Genomic DNA, 20542 nt, shown 5'->3' with positions numbered 1-20542 from the left:
CCGCCCTCTGCAGCGACTGTCGTTGTGCGCCAACGACGTTAACACCTCAGTCGCCGCTCACGTGCGGTCCCTTGCCCCCCGGCGTGGCCTCGATGTCCGCGCCGCGCACGGCCTCCTCGGCGCGGTAGATGTCCGGCTCGAGGTAGATCACCCGGGCGATCGGCACGGCCGCGCGGATGCGCTCCTCGGCGGCGTCGATGGCCCGGGCCACCTCGGCCGCGGTCTCGTCGTGGCGGACCGCGATCTTCGCGGCGACCAGCAGCTCCTCCGGGCCCAGGTGCAGCGTGCGCATGTGGATGAGCCGCTCGACGTCGGGGCCGGCCACGATGGCCGCCTCGATCTCCCGGACCGTCTCCACGCCGGCCGCCTCGCCCAGCAGCAGGCTGCGGGTCTCCATGGCGAGCACGATGGCGATCAGCACCAGCAGGATGCCGATGCACAGCGTGCCGATCCCGTCCCAGACGCCGTTGCCGGTGACCACCGCGAGGCTGACCCCGCCCAGCGCCAGTATCAGGCCGATCAGCGCGCCGAGGTCCTCCAGGAGCACGATCGGCAACTCGGGCGACTTGGCCCGGCGGATGAACTGCGGCCAGGTCAGCGCGCCTCGGTGCAGGTTGGACTCCTGGATCGCGGTGCGGAACGAGAAGGTCTCCAAAATGATCGAGAAGACCAGTACGCCGACCGCCCAGTACCAGCTCTTCAGCTCGTGCGGGTGGGCGATCTTCTCGTAGCCCTCGTAGATCGCGAACATGCCGCCGACCGAGAACAGCACGATCGAGACGAGGAAGCCGTAGATGTAGCGCTCGCGACCGTAGCCGAAGGGATGCTCGGGCGTGGCGTCGCGTTGCGAGCGTTTGCCGCCGACCAGGAGCAGGATCTGATTGCCCGAGTCGGCGAGCGAGTGCACGCCCTCGGCCAGCATCGAAGAGGACCGGGTGAAGGCGAAGGCCACGAACTTGCCCACCGCAATCCCCAGGTTGGCCGCCAGTGCCGCGACGACCGCCTTGGTTCCGCCACCCGCGCTCATAGGTCGACTCCCACCCGTTGGTTGACCACTGTCGTCATCGCCGGTCACTGTCCTTGTCGGCCGCCTGCCGCCGTTCGTCGGCGATCAGTGTGCCATCGGGCACCCGCCTACCCCGGGAGGCTTGCGATATCGGTATCCGGCGTCGATCGGCCGGCGGGACTCGTATCGGCGCGCGCGGCTCGGTCGGTGCGCGGCTCGATCGGTCGGCGCGGCTCGATCCGTCGGCGCGGCTCGATCCGTCGGAGCGGGTCAATCGGTCGACGCGGCTCGGGAGCACGGGACGGTGGCCCGGAAGACCAGGCCGTCGGCGCCGTCGACGGTGACCGCGACCACGGGTTCACCCGCCCGGATGTAGATCGATTGGCCGCGCGCCAGGTCGAGCACCTCGCCGTCGGCGCCGGTGGCGGTCGCGGTGCCGCGCACACACAGCAGGATCTGCGGGCCGGCGGTGTCCAGGAGGTAGGGCTCCGGGGTCCCGGTCGAACGCAGACGGGAGAGCCGGAAGTCGGTGACCGGGGTCGCATAGACCTCCTCGGCCTGGTCGACCTCGGTCGGCTCGGGGCTCAGGATCTCCACCGGACCGGCCCGGAAGGCCATGATCCGCAGCAGCTCGCCGACGTCGATGTGCTTGTCGGTCAGCCCGCAGCGCAGCACGTTGTCCGAGTTGGCCAGGATCTCGACCACGACCCCGTGCAGGTAGGAGTGCGGCATGCCGGCCGCGAGGAAGACCGCCTCGCCCTCGCGCAGCCGGATGTGGTTGAGCAGCAGCGCCACCGCGACGCCGGGGTCGCCCGGGTGGCGCTCGGCCAGACCCGCGACCGCGGCGCAGGCCTCCGCGTACGGCGATCCGTTCGAGGCCAGTCGGCGGCAGGCCGCGGCGACCGCGTCCACCACGCCGGTGCGCAGTCGCGCGGGCAGCATCAACACGTGCGTGGTCGCCGCGCGCAGCGCCGCCTCCTCGTCCGGGTCGCGCAACGCGCGGGCGAACGGCGCCAGTTCCGGAACGTCGAGGGCGTCGAGCAGCTTGAGCGTCTCGGCGATCTCGCGGTAGCCGACCAGGCCCTCGAAGTCGCCGAGCGCGCAGATCATCTCCGGCTTGTGGCTGGAGTCGCGATAGTTGCGGTGCGCGGCGTCGATCGGGACACCGCGCGCCTCCTCCTCGGCGTAGCCGTGCCGGGCCTGTATCGCGTCGGGGTGCACCTGGAGCGACAGCGGCTCCTCCGCGGCCAGCACCTTGACCAGGAACGGCAGGCGCGGGCCGAACCGGGCCGCGGTGTCCGGGCCGAGTTCGCCGTCGGGGTCGGCGGCGATCAGCTCGACCAACGAGCGCGGCCCGCGGCCCCGGTCGACCTCGGAGGGCGCGCCGGGGTGGGCGCCCATCCACAGTTCGGCCTGCGGTTCGCCGGTGGGGGCGACGCCGAGCAGTTCGGGGAGGGCCGTGAGCGAGCCCCACGCGTTGGCGCGGATCCGGTTGAGAAGGCGGTCCATGGCTAGCGGGGACCACCTTCGGTCCAGGAGAACAGCCCCGGTACGGCGGGGCCGACCCCGGTGCCGAGGGCCAGGTAGACGGCGGCGAAGTCGGTCACCGCGATCAGTTCCGCGAGCCGCTCGACGGGGCTGCCGCCGCGCGCGCCGACCTCGCCGACGGCGGAGCGGCCGAGCGCGGTCAGCGTGCGCGTGGCCCGGTCCAGTTGCGGCGCGGCGCCGGCGTCGTCGTGGTCGACCAGCAGCACCGGGTGCAGGCGCACCGACTCGGCGTCGTCCACCCGGTCGCGGAAGAAGTCGTCGGGGTCGCCGGCATCGACCGAGTCGCCCGCGGCGAAGACCCGGTCCTGGTAGCGGCCCGCGGTGGGCAGCGCGCCGGACAGTGCGGGGGTGGCGGCGACGCCCACGCACATCGTCGCGAAGCGCTCGGCGGCCACGCCCGCGACGCTGCCGGCGCCCCAGATCACCGGGATGGTGCCGGCGATCGCGACGGCCAGGCCCTTGGCCGGGTTGAGGTAGGCGTCGGCTCCGGGCCGGCAGCGGTTGCTCACCTCGTCCAGCCGGTCGGCCGCCGCGTCCACGCCCGCCAGCCCCTCGCCGGGGGTGAAGGCGCTCGCCCCGCACGCCCCGGTGATCGCCAGGAGCGCGGTGAACAGCGGCCAGAACGCGGTCTGCGCGGCGAACACGGTGTCGTCGGCGTAGCCGGCCGCGCCCACCGGCGTCGCGTCGACGGGCACCCGGACCAGCACGCCGCGGGACTGCTGCACGGCGGCGTCCAGGGCGGACCCGGCGGGCGTGGCCGCGACCACCTGGCAGCCGCGCCGGTAGGCCTGGCCGGCGAGGTCGATCAACGCCGGCTCGTCGCCTCGACCGGCCAACAACACGAGGTCCATCGGACCGGCCCACCCGGGCAGCAGGCCGCCCGCGGCGAGCACCAGGGGCAGCGCCGCGTCCGCGCCGGTGACCGCGCGCAGCGCGTGCCCGAGCGGCCCGTACGCGGGCGCGGCCAGGATCACCGTGCGCGGGCGGTCCCGGGGCGAGATCGCGGCGGGCACGGCCTCGCGCGCGGCCTGCGCGGCCCGCCGTACCTGCGCCCCGGCACCGGCCAGGGCGCGCAGTGTGTCCGCCGCGTCGGCCCGGGCGATGCCGTCCTGGTCGTCCAGCAGGCCCTCGTCGAGGATGTTCATGCCCGCGCGGTACCGGGCCGGCGGGCCTCGTCCACCAGCAGTACCGGGATGTCGTCGACGACGGGGTAGACCAGCCCGCACGTGGAGTTGTCGCACGCCAGCGCGGCGTCCCCGTCCTTGTGCAGCGAGGCGTGGCAGACCGGGCATGTCAGGATCGCCAGCTGCGACGGTTCCAGATTCACGACATCTCCACCTTTTCCGGCTGCTCGCGCCGATTCGTATATTTCCGTCCCGATTCGGCGCGGCAGCCGTCCGATTGAACCCATCACATTACCGAGCCGACGGCTCAGCCCCGGACGAGTGCCAGTACCTCGTCGCGGATCGCGATCATGGTCGGCTCGTCGTCGGCCTCGACGTTCAGCCGCAGCAGGGGTTCGGTGTTGGACGCGCGCAGGTTGAACCACCACCGATCGGCCAGCACGGTCATCCCGTCCAGGTCGTCCACGCTCACGCCGGTCCGGCCCTCGAACGCGGCGCGCACCTTCGCGGTCGCGGCGGCCTGGTCGGCGACCTCGCTGTTGATCTCGCCGGAGGCCGGGTAGCGGTCGTACTCGCTCGCGAACGCCGACAGCGGCAACGTCTGGCCGCCGAGCGCGGCGAGCACGTGGATCGCGGCCAGCATGCCGGTGTCCGCACGCCAGAAGTCGCGGAAGTAGTAGTGCGCGGAGTGCTCGCCGCCGAAGATCGCGTTGGTCTGCGCCATCTCGCCCTTGATGAACGAGTGGCCCACCCGGGTCCGCACGGCCCGGCCGCCGGCCTCGGCGACGATCTCCGGAACGGCGCGCGAGGTGATCAGGTTGTGGATGACCACCGGCGCCTGCTCGCCGTTCGCCTTGGCCCGGGCGATCTCGCGGACCGCCACCAGCGCGGTGACCGCGGACGGCGAGACCGGGTCGCCGTTCTCGTCGACCACGAAGCAGCGGTCCGCGTCGCCGTCGAAGGCCAGGCCCAGGTCGGCGCCGCTCGCGCGGACCTCGGCCTGGAGGTCGACCAGGTTCTTCGGGTCCAGCGGGTTGGCCTCGTGGTTGGGGAAGGAGCCGTCCAGTTCGAAGTACAGCGGGACGATCTCCAGCGGCAGCCCGCTCGCGGCGCCGAGCACGGTGGGCACGGTGTGGCCGCCCATGCCGTTGCCCGCGTCCACGACCACCTTGAGCGGCCGGATGCCGGTCAGGTCGACCAGGCCCAGCAGGTGCGCGGCGTAGTCGGCCAGCACGTCGTGTTCGGTGATCGTGCCCGGCTCGCCGGCGTACTCGGGCACGCCCGCCTCGGCGAGCGCGCGGATGTCGGCGAGGCCGCTGTCCTGGCCGATCGGGGCGGCGCCCGCGCGGCACATCTTGATGCCGTTGTACTGCGCCGGGTTGTGGCTCGCGGTGAACATCGCGCCGGGAAGGTTCAGGCTGCCACTGGCGAAGTAGAGCTCGTCGGTGGAGGCCAGGCCGATCAGGGTCACGTCCGCGCCCTGGGCGGCGGCACCGGCGGCGAACGCGCCGGAGAGCTCCGGCGAGGACGGGCGCATGTCCCAGCCGACCACGATCGCGTCGGCCTCGGTGACCCGCACGAAGGCCGCGCCCAGTGCCCGCGCGGTGTCGGCGTCCAGTTGATCGGGGACCACGCCCCGCACGTCGTACGCCTTCACGATCTGGGAGAGGTCGCGCACCCGAAGACTCCACTCGCTTGGCCGCGGTCGCGATTCGCCGCGGTATTGGCCGTTGACCGTCGATCCCTGCCCCGCGGACGACGCATCAGACCCTATCGGCCGGCGGTCAGCTCTCGGGTGAGCGCAGAACGCGCAGGTGGCCGCGCCGGCCTGCTTCGGGGCGACCGTCGCGGTCCTGCGGCTCGGGTGCCGGTTGCGGGGGCTGCGGCGGGCGGGCGGCCTCGCGCACCGCGTTGGCCAGCGCCTCGAGGTCGTCGCTGCTGGGCTTGCCCGCGCTCGGATCCGGCGCCAGGCGCACGACATCCCAGCCGCGCGGCGCGGTCAGCCGCTCCGAGTGCTCGGCGCACAGGTCGTAGCAATGGGGCTCGGCGTAGGTCGCGAGAGGGCCCAGGACGGCCGTGGAGTCGGCGTAGACGTACGTCAACGTGGCGACTGCGGTTCGGCCGCAGGCGGTCCGCGAACAGCGACGTACAGGGCTCACGACGATGGACGGTACCGCAAGCGGACCGAAGCCGCGTCGTATCCGGGTGCGGTGTGACTCACGTGTCGCTCCTCACAGGGTGTCGGCGGCGTCGGCCGCCGCCCGGCGGGGCGTCCGTCCGGGCGGGGACCGGGCGCGGACCGGGCCGGCGTGGACCGATCCGGATCCGGCGGTCAGGCTCTAAGCTCGTCCCGTGCACAACGAGCACTCGGTCCCCTCTTCTCCTCGCGAGCGTGACCGGCGTCGCCGCAGTCGGCGCGACCGGCACGGCCGCGGCATGCGCGGTCCGCTCGCCCCACCCCCCGTGCCGATCGCGCTCACCCGCGCGCAGCGGTTCGACGACCTCGCCGCCGATGTCGTCGAACGGCTCGCCAAGCGCTGGCCGCAACTGGAGGAGGTCCGCTTCGCGGTCCTGGACGTGCCCGAGGCCGAGACCGCGGTGAACGGCGACGAGGCGGTGGCGCTGGGTCGGCTGGTGCCGGCGACCAAGGCCGTGCCCGCGACGATCATCTTGTACCGGCGCCCGCTGGAGCTGCGCGCGGAGGGCCGGGCCGAGCTGGAGATGCTGGTCAACGACGTGCTCGTGGAGCAGGTCGCGGACCTGCTGGGCATGGATCCGGACACCATCGACCCCGACGACTGAGCGGGAAGACCACCGCGCCGGCCCGGGTCCCCCTCGTGGGGCCCGGGCCGGCGCGTCGTGGGCGATCGGTGCGGTGGCGGCCGATCGGTGCCGGGTCTACCGCTGCGGGACCAGCAGGGACAGGTCCTCGCGCGCGTTGGGCACCACCGCGGTCTCCGGGGTCGGCACGAACGGCTGGACCGTGAAGGCCGCGGTCTTGCCGATCGTCTCGGTCATCGTGCGCACCACGTGCACCGGCTGCGAGCCGGCCTGCGGTTCGGCGATCACCGCGAACCGGGTCGCCCCGGCGGGCACGGGCGCGGGCACCTGCACGGTGGTACCGGCGGGCACCTCGACGTCGGCGGACACCGGCTCGCCCTTGTCGCCGATCGAGGTGAACTTGACCTTGGCCGGGCCCTTGGGCGCGGTGATCGAGATCGTGCTCGTGACCGCGCCGCCGCTGCGGTTCTCCGCGACCACCGCGCGCCCGGCGAGTTCGGGGGTGGCGGCCAGGAAGGCCACCTCGGCGTCCGCCCCGGCGCCCTGCACCACCCGGACGCCGGCGATGATGTCCGCGCGGCCGGAGACCAGCCGGATGGCGCCCGCGTCGGTCCGGTTGACCGGGCCCAGGTCGATCACCGTCAGCTTGTTGCCCTTGATGTCCGCCGTCTCGTGCTCGACCGGCTTGAAGGTGTTCACCTTGCCGGCGATGGACAACTGCACGTCGGTGCTCTCGCCGCTCGGCGACAACATCATCAGTTGCACGTTGCCCGCGTCGCCGGTCAGCCCGGGCAGGCCGGTGAGGACCAGGTTGCGGCCGGGAGCGCCGGCCGAGGGCAGCCAGTCGGTGCCCACCGCGCCCTCCTGGTCGCGGATCGCCGCGCCGACCCGACCGGTGCGCGCGATCACGTGCACCGCGATGCCGTTGAAGACCGCGCCCGGGTTGAGCGTGCGCAGCAGCACCGGCATCGTCGCGCCGGGCGCGAGCGTCAACCCGCGGCCCGCCTCGGCCTCGATCGGGCCGTTGGGCCCGAACAGTTCCAGGTCGACGACGGCCGGTGTGTCCTTGCTGTTGGACAGGTACAGGTACGCGTCGCGGTTCTCGGCGGTGGAGGTGCCGACGAACCAGCGGTCGGTGGTCGGTGCCTCGCAGGCCAGACCGGCCAGCCCGCGACCGGCCCCGCTGGGCACCCGGGCGACCGCTCCGGCCGAGAAGCCCGGCGCGAACGCCCCGCCGGCGTTGGCCACCAGCGGTGGGACCTCGGCGTTGTCGACGCCGAAGCTCGCGAGCTTGCCCGGTGCCTCGACCTTGGTCCGCACCTTGGTGCGGTCGCCGAGTTCGACCACGCTCGCCTCGCCGGCGCCGGCCGCGCCCTGGCCGGGCGGGGTCAGCGCGGAGACCGCCGCCGAACTGCCCGGCAGTTGGCGGATCGACGGGCAGCTCAGCTCCGCCTGCTGGACCGGCACCCGGCTGGCCGCCGGCGGCGGCGCGGCCTTGCTCTCGGTCGGGCGGGTCACGATCGCCAGGCCCACGACGACGGCCAGCAGCGCGACGACGACGGCCAGGGAGAGGGTGGTGCGCTTCACGGGCGGTCTCCCTGCGAGGGCGGCGGCCACGGCTCGTCACCCGAGCGCGGCTCGGGCGGCCATCCGCCGTGGTCCGGGTAGGCGTTCGGGTCGTATTGCGGCGCGGGCACCACGTTGCCGTACTCGTCGTAGACCGGCTGCTGCGGCGCGGGGGGCGCCCAGCCGTACGAGCCTGCCGCGTCGGATCCCTCCGGGGTGCCCTGCGGGACCTGGGCACCCTGGTCGTACTGGTAGCCCTGGTAGTCCGGGTAGCCCTGGTACTGCTGCCCGTAGTCCTGCTGCGGGTACTGCTCGTAGGCCGGCGTCGCCTGCGCGTCGTAGCCGGCGCCGTTCCACGCCTGTACCGGCACCGGCGCCTCGGCCGGATCGGTGCGCTGTTCGGGGAAGCCGAACTCGTCGAGGCCGTCGCCGCCCGGCGCGACCGGTACCGGCTCCGGCGTCGCCTCGTCCGCCTCGGCCTTGACCCGACGACCGCGCCGACCGGTGCCCTCGCCCGCGGCCGGGATCGGCGCGGCGCTGTCCGGCAGGTCGTCGTCGGTGCCGCGCCTGCGCGCGGGCAGTGCCATCACGAACACCACGAACACCAGGACGCCCTGGACGAGCAGCCACATGCCGTGCCCGCCGGAGGCGTGGGTGAGTTCGAGCCGGCCCGCCTCGGGACGCAGCTCGAAGCCCTGCGCCCAGCCGTCCAGCGTGCGAGCGGTCAGCTTGCGGCCGCCCTGGGTGGCCTCCCAGCCCGAGTCGGCGCGTTCCGCCAGGCGCAGGATCCGCCCCTGGGGGCCGGCTTCGATCCGGGTGGACACGCCCTCGCGGGTGGAGGGGATCGCCTTGGCGCGACCGTCCGGGTCGACGATCAGCGCGCGGCCGACCGGGTATTGCAGACGCCACAGCGTCGCACCCTGGGTGGCACCCACCCGGGTCAGACCCGGGGTGCCGTCCAGACGCGCGGTGAGCTCGTTGCCCACCGGCGGCTTGAGCTGGACGAACTCGATGCCGTACTGGGCGAGCATGCTCGCGTCCGCACCGCCGCCCCCGGAGAGCAACTTGCCCAGGAACGTGTCGAATTGCCGGTACGTCGACGCCTTGGGCGCCAACTCGGCGTCGCCCAGCGCCGGACCCGCGCCGCGCACGATCGTGTAGCTCACGTTGCCCGGTTCCGGCGCGGTCAGCACCAGTGTGCGCGAGTGCCGCGGGCCGGTGGCCTCCTCGGCCACGAACGCGGGCACCACGACCGGGTCGCGCCGCTCCAGCGGCCCGTTCGCGCCCTGCCACAACCAGGCCCCGGCCGCCACGACCGGGGTGAGAGCGGCGAACACGGCCAGCACCACCGCGGCGGGCTGGCGCCAGCCGAAGCTGCCGGCCGCGACTCGGGTGCGGGCGTCCTCGGCACCGACCATCGCCGCGGCCACATAGCCGAGCGCGATCACCACGACGGCCGCGCCGGGCCATGCGGGCGCCTTGTCGCCGGTGGCCTCGACGGTGAGTTCGACGTGGCTCGTCACGATCGCCAGCACCAGGCCGACCAGGGCGACCGCCCACGCGCCGAGCACCGCGGCCCGGCGCGAGTCGCGCAACAGCGCGGCCAGCGCGACCAGCAGCAGCGCGCCGGTCAGCCAGGCCGGCAGCGTACCGGGGCCGCCCGGGTCCAGCAGCAACAGACCGACCGGGCTGGTGCCCTTCTCGGCGAGCGCGTCGCCGGCCAGCCCGGGCTCGGCCAGGAACAGGGTGGGCTTGCCCGCGAGCGCCAACGTCCACGGGCCGAGCAGCACGAGCGGGGTGGCGAGCACGACACCCACCCGCACGAGCAGGCCGACCCCGGGGCGCGGGCCGAGGCGTCCGGCGAAGGACAACCCGACGGCGATCAGCGCGAGCAGCGCGACCGCGAGCCACAGCAGCGGCGTGAACGCCGCCGCGACGGCCAGGACCAGGCCGGTGGCCCAGGCCGCGCGCATGGACGCCTTCAGCTCGCCCGCGCCGAGCACCTGCGCCGCGCCTCGGGCCACCACGGGGGCCAGCACGAGCGCGACGGCGGTACCGATCCGGCCGGTGGCGATCGCGCCGGTGGCCACCGGGGTCAGTGCGTACACGGCCGCGCCCCACACCCGGACGCCCGGCCCGGACACCAGCCGGCGCGAGCACAGGTAGGCGCTGATCCCGGCGAGCGGGACGCTGCCGATCAGCAGCACCGCGACGGCGGTGCCGGCCTTGCCCAGCAAAAGCGTGGCGAACGCGGCGAGCGCGCCGACATAGGGCGGCGCGCTCGCCGCCTCGCCGAAGCCCACCCCGTGCCAGGTGTCGCGGTAGCGGTGCCACAGGTCCGCCGCGCCTTCCGGCGGGGGCAGCAGGGCGCCGCCGAACAAACTGCCGCCGCCCAGCAATCCACGGGCGGCGAACAGGGTGACCAGGGTCAGTACGAAGGCGAGCGAGAGTCCGGGGCGGCGCATCAGCACGCGCAGCTTGACGAAGCTCTCCGTGTCGAGCGACTCGGAGTCGTCGTCGGTGGGGCCCGATTCCGCGCTGCTGTGTCGACCGGACCGGTTCTCCGGCTCCTCGCTCCGCCGCAGATTGCCGATCAGGCCCTCGGCGGCGTGCCGAACGGTGGCGGCCCGGCTGGGGAACAGGTCGCCCAGGTCCTTGTCCGACATGGTCCGGGTCCGCGAACGGGCGCGCCGCGCGGACAGGAACGCGGCCGGGCGCAGCAACACCGCCATGGTGCCGAGCAGTTCGTCCAGGGCCATCCCGGGCAGCTTGCCGAGCAGGTAGCCCAGGCTGCGGAACAGGCCGCCGAACAGCAGGCGCAGGTACAACAACGGCCAGGTCGCGCCGGTGGTGTTGGCCAGCAGCGTGAAGGCGGCGCCCCTGCGGTCCACCCGGTGCGGGCGGTTCGCCGCGACGTCGATCGGCCGGCGCTCGCGCGTGGCCGCCTCGGCGTGTTGCACCACCGCGTCCGGTACCACGACCACGCGGTGTCCGGCGGCGTTGACCCGCCAGCCGAAGTCGGTGTCGTCGCGGGAGAGCGGCAGGCGCGGGTCGAAGCCGCCCAGGCCCTCCCACACGTCCCGGCGCACCAGCATGCCCGCGCTGGAGACGGAGAGCACGCCGCGGACCGCGTCGTGCTGGCCCTGGTCCTGCTCGCGGCGCTCCAGGCCGGTCCAGCGTCGGCCGCTGCCGGTGAGCGTGGTTCCGACCTCGAGCAGTTGCCTGCGGTCGTACCAGCTCCGCACCTTGGGGCCGAGCACGGCCGCGGAGGGCAGTTCGTCGGCGGCGCGCAGCAGCAGGTGCAGCGCGTCGGGGGCGGGCTCGCTGTCGTCGTGCAGGAGCCACAACCACTCGACCGGCTCGGTCGATCGGGGCGGGCGGTCCTGGTCGGTGTCGCCGTACGGGTCCGACGCGTCGTACGCGTCGATCCGGTAGGGCAGGGACGCGGGGTCGACGTGCGGCGCGGCACGCAGGGCTTCGCTCACGGCGGTACCGAACGCGGTCCGTCGCTCGGTGTGCAGCACCGAGCCCTGACCGAGCGCGTCCTCGAGCAGACCGACCGAGGCGTCGGTACTGCCGGTGTCGACCGCGAGGACGCGCTGGACCGGGCGCTCCTGACCGAGCAGGCCGGTCAGTGTGCGCGGCAGCCAGCGTGCCCCGTCATGGGCGACGAGGATCGCGGTGACGATGTGCCGTGGGAAAGCCGGAGCTTGCGCGTATGCCGACTGATGGCTGAAAAGTGACATCGAGTGCGGGGACCCCGGGGGGCTCGAAGCGGCGTGGTACCAGCGGTCCGGCATCCGGCCGAACGGCCAACACACTACGCGACGGGCACCCCGCGCCCGCCCTGCTCGGACTCGGGCCCGAACAGGCGACGGTCAGACGGCCGCCTTCTTGAGCCTGCGCCGCTCGCGTTCGGACAGCCCACCCCAGATCCCGAAGCGCTCGTCGTTGGCCAGCGCGTATTCCAGGCACTCGTCGCGCACCTCGCACGCGAGGCAGACCTTCTTGGCCTCTCGTGTCGAGCCGCCCTTCTCCGGGAAGAAGGACTCGGGGTCGGTCTGCGCGCACAACGCGCGCTCCTGCCAACCGAGCTCCTCCTCCTCGCTCTCGCCCTCGGCGACCAGTAGCTGGAACAGCTCGCCCATCGCGTGCCTCCTCGACCCGTTTTTGCGTCCCCGTGATTAAGCCGTTACCGGTAACGGTTCACGACGTGTGTGAAATTACAAGCGCGTCGTTGCTGCGACGTCAAGCCGGGCTCTGCTATTAGAGCGGGGATTCACTCCCCGGGACCACAGCAATCCGAATTGACCTCATAAATGGACAGATCCGGACACCCTGTCGTGTCACGCGATCGCCGTGACGTTCCGGACGGGGAGCGTACCGGCGAGGGCGCGACGACATTCGATGCCAACCCGTGATGACCTCTGCAATGGACTACGCCTCACACGGTCCGCACAGTTCCCCGGACGAGCCGGAAAACCGCGATGATGACCGAGGTCACATACCCGGCTCACCCGAAAATGGGCCTCCCCGTGCCCGGGAGGCTTCAATCCCTTCCCAGGATTCCTCACCCGAATCGGGCAGCGCTCGGCCGATTCGGGTGAGCGCGGCACCGGCGGGGCCGTGGCGAGTTGACAGGGACACCCCCCAGACGATGTCCTTTTCCCATGTCCGCACGCTGCAGCCGGTACCGGAGTCGTCCTGTCGACGTCCGTCGGGTGTTCAGCGCGCTGTGTCCGCCGTGCGACCACGTGTACAGCTGTTGTCCGAGCTGTATCGCCTGAGGACGCCTTTTCGGTCGTCCTCCGCGCAAGCGGCGGCACTCTTTTCCCCTTTTATCGGCACGGCCGTCCCCCATGGCCGGATGTCCGTTCGGGTTGCTGTCGACCGCTCGCGTGTTCGCTTTCGATCCGCCGCGTTCGCCTGATCCGCCGCGCCAGAGAAATAGCGCAGACATCCCGAAGGACTCCCCTATGTCCAGCGACATCACCGTCGCCGGCGACCCGCTCGCCGCCCCCGCCGTGCTCGCCCTGCCCGTCGCCCCGCCCGTCCGCCCCGCCGTCGCCCGACTCGCCGCGCTCGCCCGCCGGCACGCCGACCTGGTCGCGGCCGAACTCGACCAGGTCCGCTACGACCCGATCTCCCGCTGGTACAAGCGGCTCGCCGCGACCGAGGACATGGAGGTCTGGCTGCTGAGCTGGCTGCCCGGTCAGAGCACCGGCCTGCACGACCACGGCGGCTCGTCCGGCGTGTTCACCGTGGTCTCCGGCGAACTGCACGAGCGTTCCCTGGTGGTCACCCCGTTGCGCCGGGCCGGCGCCCGCGAACGGGTGCTCACCGCCGGCTCGACCCGCGTGTTCGGGCCGACCTACGTACACGAGGTGACCAACATGGGCACCGAGCCCGCGATCAGCGTGCACGTGTACACGCCGCGCCTGGACTCGATGAACCTGTACGACGCCGGCGAGGACATCGCGCGGCCGAGCTTCGAGCCGCTGCGCCGGGTGGGCGTCGAGCGTTCGGGGGACCAGTGGTGAGCGCCGTCGACCGACTCCTCGAGCAGGCCCGGGCCCGGCTGACGCGGGTGACCCCCGAGCAGGCGCACGCCGCCTTCCATGACGGCGCGGTGCTGGTGGACACCCGACCCGACTTCCAACGCGACGTCGACGGCGCGATCCCGGGCGCGCTGATCATCGAGCGCAACCATCTGGAGTGGCGCCTGGATCCCGAGGGTTCGGCGCGGGTGGCCGAGGCCACCGGCTACGACCTGCGGGTGGTCGTGTTGTGCGACGAGGGCTACGCGTCCAGTTTCGCGGCGGCGTCGCTGGTGGACCTGGGGCTGTCCGAGGCGACCGATTTGATCGGCGGCTTCCAGGCGTGGAAGGCCGCGGGCCTGCCGGTGGTGCCGTCGGCGGGCCGCGCTCGTCGATAGAGCGCCACACCGAGCACGAGCAGCAGGGCCGCGCCGTAGCCGAGTTGATGGGTGGCCCGGATCTGACCCGGGGTCGGTTCCAGTCCCCAGGTGAGGTAGAGGGCGTACCCCGCCGGGCCGAGCGCGAGCCACTCCCAGCGGCGCCCGTCCAGCGCCACCAGCGCGACCACGAGCAGCGCGTACCACGGGTAGGCCGGGGTGAGCACGAACAACATGCCGCCGGTCAGGGTGAGCGCGCCGTGCCACGGGCGATCCGGGTCGGCACGGGCCGCCACGACCGCGGCCAGGACGATCAGCACGACGACGGCCGCGTACGGAGTGAGGTCGGTCGGCAGCACCAGGCCGAGCAGACCGAAACGCGCGCCGTCGTCGTAGCGCTCCTCCTTGAGGTAGCCGGGCAGGTAGCCGAGCACGGCGGGGCCGGCCGCGAGCACGTGCGGCAGGTAGACCAGCACGACGGTGAGCGCCGCCGCACCGAGCAGGCGCACCGGGGCCCGGCGTACGCCGCCGGCCAGCGCGGCGGCGGGGAACATCTTGGTCGCGGCGGCGCCGCCGAGCAGCACGCCGCCCAGGATCGGCCGGCGGCCGGCGATCGCGGCCAGGCCGAGCACCATGAGCAGCACGCCGAGCACGTCCACGTGCGCGTTGTTGCCGCTCTCCAGCGCGACCATCGGACACCACGCCCACCACACCGCGTGTCTGGGGTCGCGGCCGAACCGGCGCAACACCAGCAGCAGCGCGACGCTCACCAGCATCGCCAGCAACGCGGCGGCGCCCTGGACGGGTTCGGGCCGGCCGGGCGGGGTCGCGACGTGCACGAGCCAGTAGTACGCCTCGGCCACCGGCGGGTAGATGGTGTGCACCTCGGGCCGGTTGATCCGGGTGCACGAGCCGTCCGGCAGCGGGTGCTTGAACCACCCCGAGCACTCGCCCGGCGGGAACAGCCAGTCGTCGCGGAACCCGGCCACCTCGGGATCCGCCGGCGCGTGCACGTACGGCGAGCGACCCGCGGCTTGGACCCGCCCGTCGAACGCGTAGCGGTAGGCGTCGTCGCTGGTGCGCGGCGGGGCGCCGGCGGCCAGGACGGGCAGCGCGACCGCGCCGGCCAGGATCAGCACCACGGCACGGCGCACCGGGAGTCGGTGGACGAGGAAGGCACCCAGCGCGAACAGCGCCCAGGCGGTTCCGTACACGACGTACACGCCGACGCTGCCGGGGTGGGTCCACGGGCCGTGTACGGCGAAGCCGACGGCGGCGGTCAGGCCCAGGCCGGTGCCGACGGCGGAGATCGTGGTCACGGTGCCGGTGGCAGGCGTGCCGGTGGTGGGGGTGCTCGTGGTGGCGGTGCTCGATGCCATGCGGCGAGTGTGTCGGCGGTGGGGGCGTTTACGGGGCGTCCCGGGCCGGGCGTCAGCACTCCGTAAGACGGTCGGGGCAGGGCGGTCGGGGTCTCCGGGGGTCGAGCGTCGGCACTCCATACGGCAGTCGAGGCAGGACGGTCGGGGTCTCCGGGGGTCGAGCGTCGGCACTCCGTACGGCGGTCGAGGCAGGACGGTCGAGGTCTCCGGAGGTCGAGCGTCAGCACTCCGTAAGACGGTCAATGGGGGCCTACAGGGGGATTTCGGCGTTGGCTGGGGGGATGAAGCTCGACATCCGCTTGCCGGACCCGCCCGCCGCGTTGCGGCGCGGTCCGTTCCGAGCCGGCGCGTTCCGCGGCGCGCTGCACGATCCGCGTACGGCCGTCCTCGTCGGCCGGTTGCTCGGCCTCGCCTTCCTGATCTGCTTCCTGACCGGCCTGTTCAGCCATCTGCTCCAGCATCAGCCGCACTGGCTCGCGCTGCCGTCCCGGCCGGTGTGGGGGTATCGGGTCACCCAGGGGCTGCACGTGGCGACCGGGATCGCGGCGGTGCCGCTGCTTCTGGTGAAGCTGTGGGTGGTCTATCCGCGACTGTTCGCCTGGCCGCCGGCGAAGTCGGTGGGGCACGCGCTGGAGCGGTTGTCCATCGCGGTGCTGATGATGGCGGCGATCTTCGAACTCGTCACCGGACTGCTGAACATCGTGCAGTGGTATCCGTGGCCGTTCCCGTTCGTACCGGCGCACTACTGGATCGCGTGGGTGGCGGCCGGCGCGCTCACCCTGCATGTCGCGGTGAAGCTGCCGCTGATCCTCGCCCACTGGCGGCGTCCCCGGGGCGTGCCGGCCGAGTCCGAAGGGCCCTCGCGGCGCGGCCTGTTGACCGTGCTCGGCGCCGGAGTGGGCGTGGTCACGTTGGCCACGGTGGGGCAGACGGTGACTCCACTGGGGCGGGTGTCGGTGCTGGCGCCGCGACGGGCGGACATCGGCCCGCAAGGTCTGCCGGTGAATCGCACGGCTGCCGCGGCGGGCGTGTTCACGGCGGTCCGCGATCCCGCGTGGCGCCTGGAGGTGGCCGGCCCGCGACCGTTCGCGCTGACCCGGGCCGAACTGTTGGCGATGGCGCAGCACGAGGCGACGCTGCCGATCACGTGTGTCGAGGGGTGGAGCGCGTCGGCGCACTGGTCCGGGGTGCGGATTCGGGACCTGATGGCCCGGGCTGGTGCGCCGTCCGGGGCCCGGCTGCGGGTGTTCTCGCATGAGCGGTTCAGTCCGTACTCGGTGATGGAGATGCCGGACGAGTACGCCCGCGACTCGTCGACCCTGCTGGCGCTCATGCTCAATGGCGCGCCGCTGGCCGAGGACCACGGGTATCCGGCGCGGATCATCGCGCCGAACCGGCCGGGCGTGCTCCAGACGAAGTGGGTCGCCCGCATGGAGGTGCTGGGATGAGTACGGCGATGGAGCCCGAGCCGGTCGCGCCGCGAACCGGGCGGGCGGTGGGCGCCGTCCGGCTCGTGCTGGGCGCCGCCGGGGTGGCCGGCATCGGGTGGGGCGTGGCCGGTGTCTGGGACGACCCGTTCCTGACCGAGCGGATGGGTCTGGCGAAGTGGTTGATCGCCGGAGTGCTGCTGCACGACGGGGTGTTCGCCGTCGTGGTCTTCACCGTCGGCGCGCTGGTGATGCGGTTCGGGCGGAGGCCGGCCGCGTGGGTGCGACGGACCGTGTTGGGCGGCCTGGCGGTGGGTGTCGTGGGCACGCTGATCGCGCTGCCGGCGCTGCTGCGGCCACTGCCGACGCAGAACCCGTCGGTGCTTCCACTGAACTATGGACGCGGGCTGGCGATCGTATGGGCGGGGGTGGTGGTGGGGACCGCGGGGGTGGTGGCGTTCCGCCGGGTGCGGGGGCGGGAGCGGGGCGGGGGTGAGGCCCGGGGCGTGGCCGAAGGCCGGTGACGCGGCGGGCCGGCGGGGGGCTGTGCGGATCAGCCGGCGGGTCGGCGGGGGTGGGCTGTGCGGGTCGGCGGCGGCGGGTCGGTCGGCGCGTGGTCGGGCCCGGCCCGTCGCCGACTTTGGAGCCGGGCGGAGACGGCCAAGGGCGGTGCGGGGCGGCGAAAGCGCGGCCCGGGTGGGCCGGCGGTGCGTATTCGGGCTCGGGCCGTCGCCGGATCGCGGACGGTCGGCGACGGCTCGGAACCGATGCGGGGTGGCGGAAGCGCGGCCAGGGTGGGCCGGCAGGCGCGCATTCGGGCTCGGGCTCGGGACGGGGTGACGGAAGCGCGGCCAGGGTGGGCCGGCAGGCGCGCACTCGGGCCCGGGACCGGGACGGGGCGGCGGAAGCACGGCCAGCGTGGGCCGGCAGGCGCGCACTCGGGCCCGGGACCGGGACGGGGTGACGGAAGCACGGCCAGCGTGGGCCGGCAGGCGCGCACTCGGGCCCGGGACCGATGCGGGGTGGCGAAGGCGCGGCTCAGGCGGGCCGATCGGCGCGTATTCGGGCTCGGGCCGTCGCCGGATCGCGGACGGTCGGCAACGGCCCGGAACCGATGCGGGGTGGCCGAAGCACGGCCAGGGTGGGCCGGCAGGCGCGCACTCGGGCCCGGGACCGACGCGGGGTGGCGAAGGCGCGGCCCAGGCGGGTTGGCCGGTGCGGGTTGGAGACCCGGATTGCCGGGGCTCGGGACCGGTCGGCGAGGGCTCGGGCGCGGTGCGGGCGACAAAGGCGCGGCCCAGGTCGATCGACGCGTTCGAGCCCGGCCCGGCGCCGGCTCGGGTCGGTCGGCGACGGCTCGGAACCGATGCGGGGTGACGGAAGCACGGCCAGCGTGGGCCGGCAGGCGCGCACTCGGGCTCGGGACGGGATGACGAAGGCGCGGCTCAGGCGGGCCGATCGGCGCGTATTCGAGTTGAGCCGTCGCCGGATCGCGGACGGTCGGCGACTCCTCGGGGCCAAAACGGGTGCAGGGTGGCGAAAGCGCGGCCCGGGCGGGTCGGTCGGTGCGTGGTCGGGCCCGGCAGGCGCCGGGTCGGGCGGCCGTCGAAGGCTCAGGAGCGGTGCAGGGTGGCGAAGGCGCGGCCCGGGCGGGTCCAGGTGTCGGTCACGGTGAAGTGGTGTGTCGGGGCGAGGCGGCGCAGCGCCGGGGTGCCCACCCGGGCCCAGCGGAAGGCGCCGCCGTGACTGCCTCGGTCGTCTTCGACCCGGGCGGCGAAGCGTTCGTACACGTCCTGTGGATCGGTCTCCACCACGAGCAGGCCGCCGGGGGCGAGCAGGCCGTGTATGCGGTCGAGCAGTCCGCCCGGGTCGCCACCGATGCCGATGTTGCCGTCGGCGAGGAGGGCGACCGCCCAGCGGCCCTCGCCGGGCAGCGGGTCGAACACCGACCGGCACAGCGCGGTGGCCCCGGCGGTCCGGGCCCGCGCGACGGCGGTCGGCACCGGGTCGACACCGAGCGCGGTCACGCCTCGACGGCTCAGCGCCGCGGCCAGTCGGCCCGGGCCGCAGCCGACGTCCAGGGTGGGGCCGGTGCAGCGGGCGAGCATGGTGTCGTCGGCGGTGTCCGGTTCGGCGCACCAGCGGGCCAGTTCGAGGGGTTGCCGACGGTGGCCGTGCCGGCGGACGTACACGGCTCCGCCGTCGCGCAGGGCGAGCGCGTACGGGTCGGTGGTCCGGGCGTCCGACCCGGGGTGGGCCGGAGCGTCCGCCGGGGTGTCGGACCGCGCGTTCGCCGGGTCGGCCGTGCGGTCGGGCTCGCGGACCAGGGTCATGCGTACACCTCGCCGCCGAGCAATGCGCGGGCCACACCGGCGCAGTGGGTGCCGGGGATGTCGCGGGTGACGGCGGCCAGGTCGGCGGCCGTGTCGATGTCGGTCAGGGTGGGCAGGTCGCGCACGGTCAGTCCGGCGGCGAGCAGCCGGGACCGCTGGACCGCGCCGGTCCGCGGCACCGACATCGGTACGCCGGGGAACACCGACGGGTCGGGTTCGCGCAGCCCGATCGCCCAGAATCCGCCGTCGGTCGCCGGGCCGAACCACGCGTCGGCGGCCGACCAGTCCACGGTCAGCAGTTCGGGGGTGACCTGCGGGGTGTCCATGCCGATCAGCAGGGTCGGCCCGGAACAGCCGGCGAACGCGGCGGCCAGGCGCAGATCGAGTCCCCCGGCCCCCTGCGGCACCACCTCGAAGCCGGCCGGCAGCCACGGCCCCGGTTCGCCCGCGAGCACCAGGACCCGGCGGCGCGCAGGCGTCGCGAGCACCGCCGCCAGTGTGTCGGTGAGCGCGGCCTCGGCCACCGCCGCGGCCTGGTCCGGGGTCAGCGGCGGGGTCAGCCGGGTCTTGACCCGGCCCGGCAGCGGCGCCTTGGCGATCACCAGGAGGGTGCTCACGCGGGCCGCCCGGCACGGGCGAGGACGGCGCTCATGTCCCGGACCGCGGTGACCGTACCCCGCACCGTGCCGGTCACTTTGGAGCGACCCGAGCGCGGCAGGTAGCGCACGTCCGTCTCGGCGATCCGCCAACCGGCGTCGGCGGCGCGGACCACGGTCTCCAGCGGGTAGCCGGAGCGGCGGTCCGAGACCTCCAGCGCGAGCAGGTCGGCGCGCCGGGCGGCCCGCATCGGGCCGAGGTCGTGCAGCCGCGCTCCGGTACGTCGGCGCAGGCGGCGGGCCAGGACCGCGTTGGCCAGGCGCGCGTGCGGCGGCCAGGCGTTCAAGGTCTGCGGGCGGCGGCGGCCGAGTACCAGGTCCGCGTCGCCGGCGAGCACGGGTCCGACGACCGAGGGCAGTTCGTCCGGGTCCAGCGACGCGTCGCAGTCGCAGAAGCACACGATCGGCGCGGTCGCCGCGAGCAGGCCCGCGTGGCAGGCCGCGCCGAACCCGCGGCGTTCCTCGACCACCACGCCGGCGCCGAGCGAGCGGGCCAGTGCGGCCGAGCCGTCGCGCGAGCCGTTGTCCACGACGATGGGGCGGTATCCGGCCGGCATCCGGGCAAGCACCCACGGGAGCGCGTCGGCCTCGTCGAGGCACGGCAGCACGACGTCCACGAGATGCTCGGCGGGATGCGTCGAAGAGGCTTCCACGTGCTTGGCAGGATGCGTCGAAGAGGCTTCCATGTGCTTGGCGGGGTGCACCGAAGAGGCTTCCACGTGCTCGGCGGGATGCGCCGAACAGGCTTCCATGTGCTCGGCGGGATGCGCCGGAGAGGCTTCCATGCGGCTCACGCTAAGTACGCGCC

General features: G+C 73.9%; 17 protein-coding genes and 1 pseudogene. 5 read left to right on the top strand and 13 right to left on the bottom strand.

From position 1 onward, the window contains the following. Positions 1-46: 46 nt before the first annotated feature. The 6 genes from ACIRL2_RS21805 to ACIRL2_RS21780 form a co-directional block, all read right to left on the bottom strand. Positions 47-1027 (bottom strand): cation diffusion facilitator family transporter, encoded by a 981-nt coding sequence (locus ACIRL2_RS21805; protein ID WP_395874509.1) that lies wholly within the window; start codon positions 1025-1027, stop codon positions 47-49. A 249-nt stretch (positions 1028-1276) separates the two neighbouring features. After that, the gene (gene manA, locus ACIRL2_RS21800) at positions 1277-2515 is read right to left on the bottom strand and encodes a mannose-6-phosphate isomerase, class I (RefSeq protein WP_395874507.1); all 1239 of its coding nucleotides are present in this window, start codon (positions 2513-2515) and stop codon (positions 1277-1279) included. A gap of 2 nt (positions 2516-2517) precedes the next feature. Then, a complete protein-coding gene (locus tag ACIRL2_RS21795) occupies positions 2518-3699 on the bottom strand; it encodes an SIS domain-containing protein (RefSeq protein WP_395874505.1) in 1182 nt (393 codons plus the stop codon). After that, a complete protein-coding gene (locus ACIRL2_RS21790) occupies positions 3696-3881 on the bottom strand; it encodes a Trm112 family protein (RefSeq protein WP_395874503.1) in 186 nt (61 codons plus the stop codon). Before ACIRL2_RS21790 ends, ACIRL2_RS21795 begins: the two co-directional genes overlap by 4 nt. Positions 3882-3985: 104 nt before the next feature. Continuing rightward, positions 3986-5356 (bottom strand): phosphomannomutase/phosphoglucomutase, encoded by a 1371-nt coding sequence (locus tag ACIRL2_RS21785; protein ID WP_402234056.1) that lies wholly within the window; start codon positions 5354-5356, stop codon positions 3986-3988. A 106-nt stretch (positions 5357-5462) separates the two neighbouring features. Next, positions 5463-5837, bottom strand: a complete 375-nt coding sequence (locus ACIRL2_RS21780; protein ID WP_395874499.1) for a DUF3499 domain-containing protein — start codon at positions 5835-5837, stop codon at positions 5463-5465. Positions 5838-6114: 277 nt separating this feature from the next. Between ACIRL2_RS21780 and ACIRL2_RS21775 the strand changes: the two genes are divergently transcribed. Beyond that, a complete protein-coding gene (locus ACIRL2_RS21775) occupies positions 6115-6480 on the top strand; it encodes a metallopeptidase family protein (protein ID WP_078976974.1) in 366 nt (121 codons plus the stop codon). Between the two features lie 96 nt (positions 6481-6576). Here the strand turns inward: ACIRL2_RS21775 and ACIRL2_RS21770 are convergent, their stop codons facing one another. The 3 genes from ACIRL2_RS21770 to ACIRL2_RS21760 form a co-directional block, all read right to left on the bottom strand. Further along, the gene (locus ACIRL2_RS21770; RefSeq protein ID WP_402234054.1) at positions 6577-8046 is read right to left on the bottom strand and encodes a DUF5719 family protein; all 1470 of its coding nucleotides are present in this window, start codon (positions 8044-8046) and stop codon (positions 6577-6579) included. Then, positions 8043-11771, bottom strand: a complete 3729-nt coding sequence (locus ACIRL2_RS21765) for a glycosyltransferase family 2 protein (RefSeq protein ID WP_402234052.1) — start codon at positions 11769-11771, stop codon at positions 8043-8045. Before ACIRL2_RS21765 ends, ACIRL2_RS21770 begins: the two co-directional genes overlap by 4 nt. Positions 11772-11903: 132 nt before the next feature. Continuing rightward, a complete protein-coding gene (locus tag ACIRL2_RS21760) occupies positions 11904-12173 on the bottom strand; it encodes a WhiB family transcriptional regulator (protein WP_355545315.1) in 270 nt (89 codons plus the stop codon). Positions 12174-13001: 828 nt separating this feature from the next. Between ACIRL2_RS21760 and ACIRL2_RS21755 the strand changes: the two genes are divergently transcribed. After that, positions 13002-13565, top strand: a complete 564-nt coding sequence (locus tag ACIRL2_RS21755) for a cysteine dioxygenase (protein ID WP_395874494.1) — start codon at positions 13002-13004, stop codon at positions 13563-13565. Further along, complete coding sequence (locus tag ACIRL2_RS21750) at positions 13562-13960, top strand: rhodanese-like domain-containing protein (protein WP_395874492.1); 399 nt, start codon at positions 13562-13564, stop codon at positions 13958-13960. Before ACIRL2_RS21755 ends, ACIRL2_RS21750 begins: the two co-directional genes overlap by 4 nt. 260 nt (positions 13961-14220) lie before the next feature. Here ACIRL2_RS21750 and ACIRL2_RS21745 read toward each other — a convergent pair. Continuing rightward, positions 14221-15318: pseudogene (locus tag ACIRL2_RS21745) on the bottom strand (glycosyltransferase 87 family protein); the annotation flags it as partial. Positions 15319-15599: 281 nt separating this feature from the next. On the opposite strand from ACIRL2_RS21745, the gene ACIRL2_RS21740 reads away from it, so the two are divergent. Together ACIRL2_RS21740 and ACIRL2_RS21735 are read left to right on the top strand one after the other, a co-directional pair. After that, a complete protein-coding gene (locus ACIRL2_RS21740; RefSeq protein WP_402234049.1) occupies positions 15600-16766 on the top strand; it encodes a molybdopterin-dependent oxidoreductase in 1167 nt (388 codons plus the stop codon). After that, positions 16763-17269, top strand: a complete 507-nt coding sequence (locus ACIRL2_RS21735) for a hypothetical protein (RefSeq protein WP_395874488.1) — start codon at positions 16763-16765, stop codon at positions 17267-17269. Before ACIRL2_RS21740 ends, ACIRL2_RS21735 begins: the two co-directional genes overlap by 4 nt. Before the next feature lie 1089 nt (positions 17270-18358). On the opposite strand, the gene ACIRL2_RS21730 is transcribed toward ACIRL2_RS21735, so the two are convergent. Genes ACIRL2_RS21730 through ACIRL2_RS21720 form a run of 3 tightly spaced genes read right to left on the bottom strand, consistent with a single transcriptional unit; the run spans position 18359 to position 20351 of the window. Further along, entirely contained in the window at positions 18359-19078 is a 720-nt protein-coding gene (locus ACIRL2_RS21730) for a class I SAM-dependent methyltransferase (protein ID WP_402234047.1), read from the bottom strand. Then, positions 19075-19695, bottom strand: a complete 621-nt coding sequence (locus tag ACIRL2_RS21725; RefSeq protein WP_395874484.1) for a DUF2064 domain-containing protein — start codon at positions 19693-19695, stop codon at positions 19075-19077. The genes ACIRL2_RS21730 and ACIRL2_RS21725 overlap by 4 nt, the downstream gene beginning before the upstream one ends. Then, on the bottom strand, positions 19692-20351 hold the full coding sequence (locus ACIRL2_RS21720; RefSeq protein WP_402234077.1) for a glycosyltransferase family 2 protein: 660 nt from the start codon (positions 20349-20351) through the stop codon (positions 19692-19694). Before ACIRL2_RS21720 ends, ACIRL2_RS21725 begins: the two co-directional genes overlap by 4 nt. Positions 20352-20542: the final 191 nt, after the last annotated feature.

Source organism: Embleya sp. NPDC127516, from assembly GCF_044765325.1.
In the GTDB taxonomy this organism is placed as follows: domain Bacteria; phylum Actinomycetota; class Actinomycetes; order Streptomycetales; family Streptomycetaceae; genus Embleya.
The sequence above is the reverse complement of the archived record's forward strand: the minus strand, read 5'-3'. Positions and strand labels throughout refer to the sequence as shown.

Coding starts and splice junctions, on each gene's coding strand:
- ACIRL2_RS21775 (WP_078976974.1), top strand. CDS start 6,115: ATGCGCGGTCCGCTCGCCCCACCCCCCGTGCCGATCGCGCTCACCCGC.
- ACIRL2_RS21795 (WP_395874505.1), bottom strand. CDS start 3,699: ATGAACATCCTCGACGAGGGCCTGCTGGACGACCAGGACGGCATCGCC.
- ACIRL2_RS21730 (WP_402234047.1), bottom strand. CDS start 19,078: ATGACCCTGGTCCGCGAGCCCGACCGCACGGCCGACCCGGCGAACGCG.
- ACIRL2_RS21760 (WP_355545315.1), bottom strand. CDS start 12,173: ATGGGCGAGCTGTTCCAGCTACTGGTCGCCGAGGGCGAGAGCGAGGAG.
- manA (WP_395874507.1), bottom strand. CDS start 2,515: ATGGACCGCCTTCTCAACCGGATCCGCGCCAACGCGTGGGGCTCGCTC.
- ACIRL2_RS21805 (WP_395874509.1), bottom strand. CDS start 1,027: ATGAGCGCGGGTGGCGGAACCAAGGCGGTCGTCGCGGCACTGGCGGCC.
- ACIRL2_RS21735 (WP_395874488.1), top strand. CDS start 16,763: ATGAGTACGGCGATGGAGCCCGAGCCGGTCGCGCCGCGAACCGGGCGG.
- ACIRL2_RS21755 (WP_395874494.1), top strand. CDS start 13,002: ATGTCCAGCGACATCACCGTCGCCGGCGACCCGCTCGCCGCCCCCGCC.
- ACIRL2_RS21740 (WP_402234049.1), top strand. CDS start 15,600: ATGAAGCTCGACATCCGCTTGCCGGACCCGCCCGCCGCGTTGCGGCGC.
- ACIRL2_RS21765 (WP_402234052.1), bottom strand. CDS start 11,771: ATGTCACTTTTCAGCCATCAGTCGGCATACGCGCAAGCTCCGGCTTTC.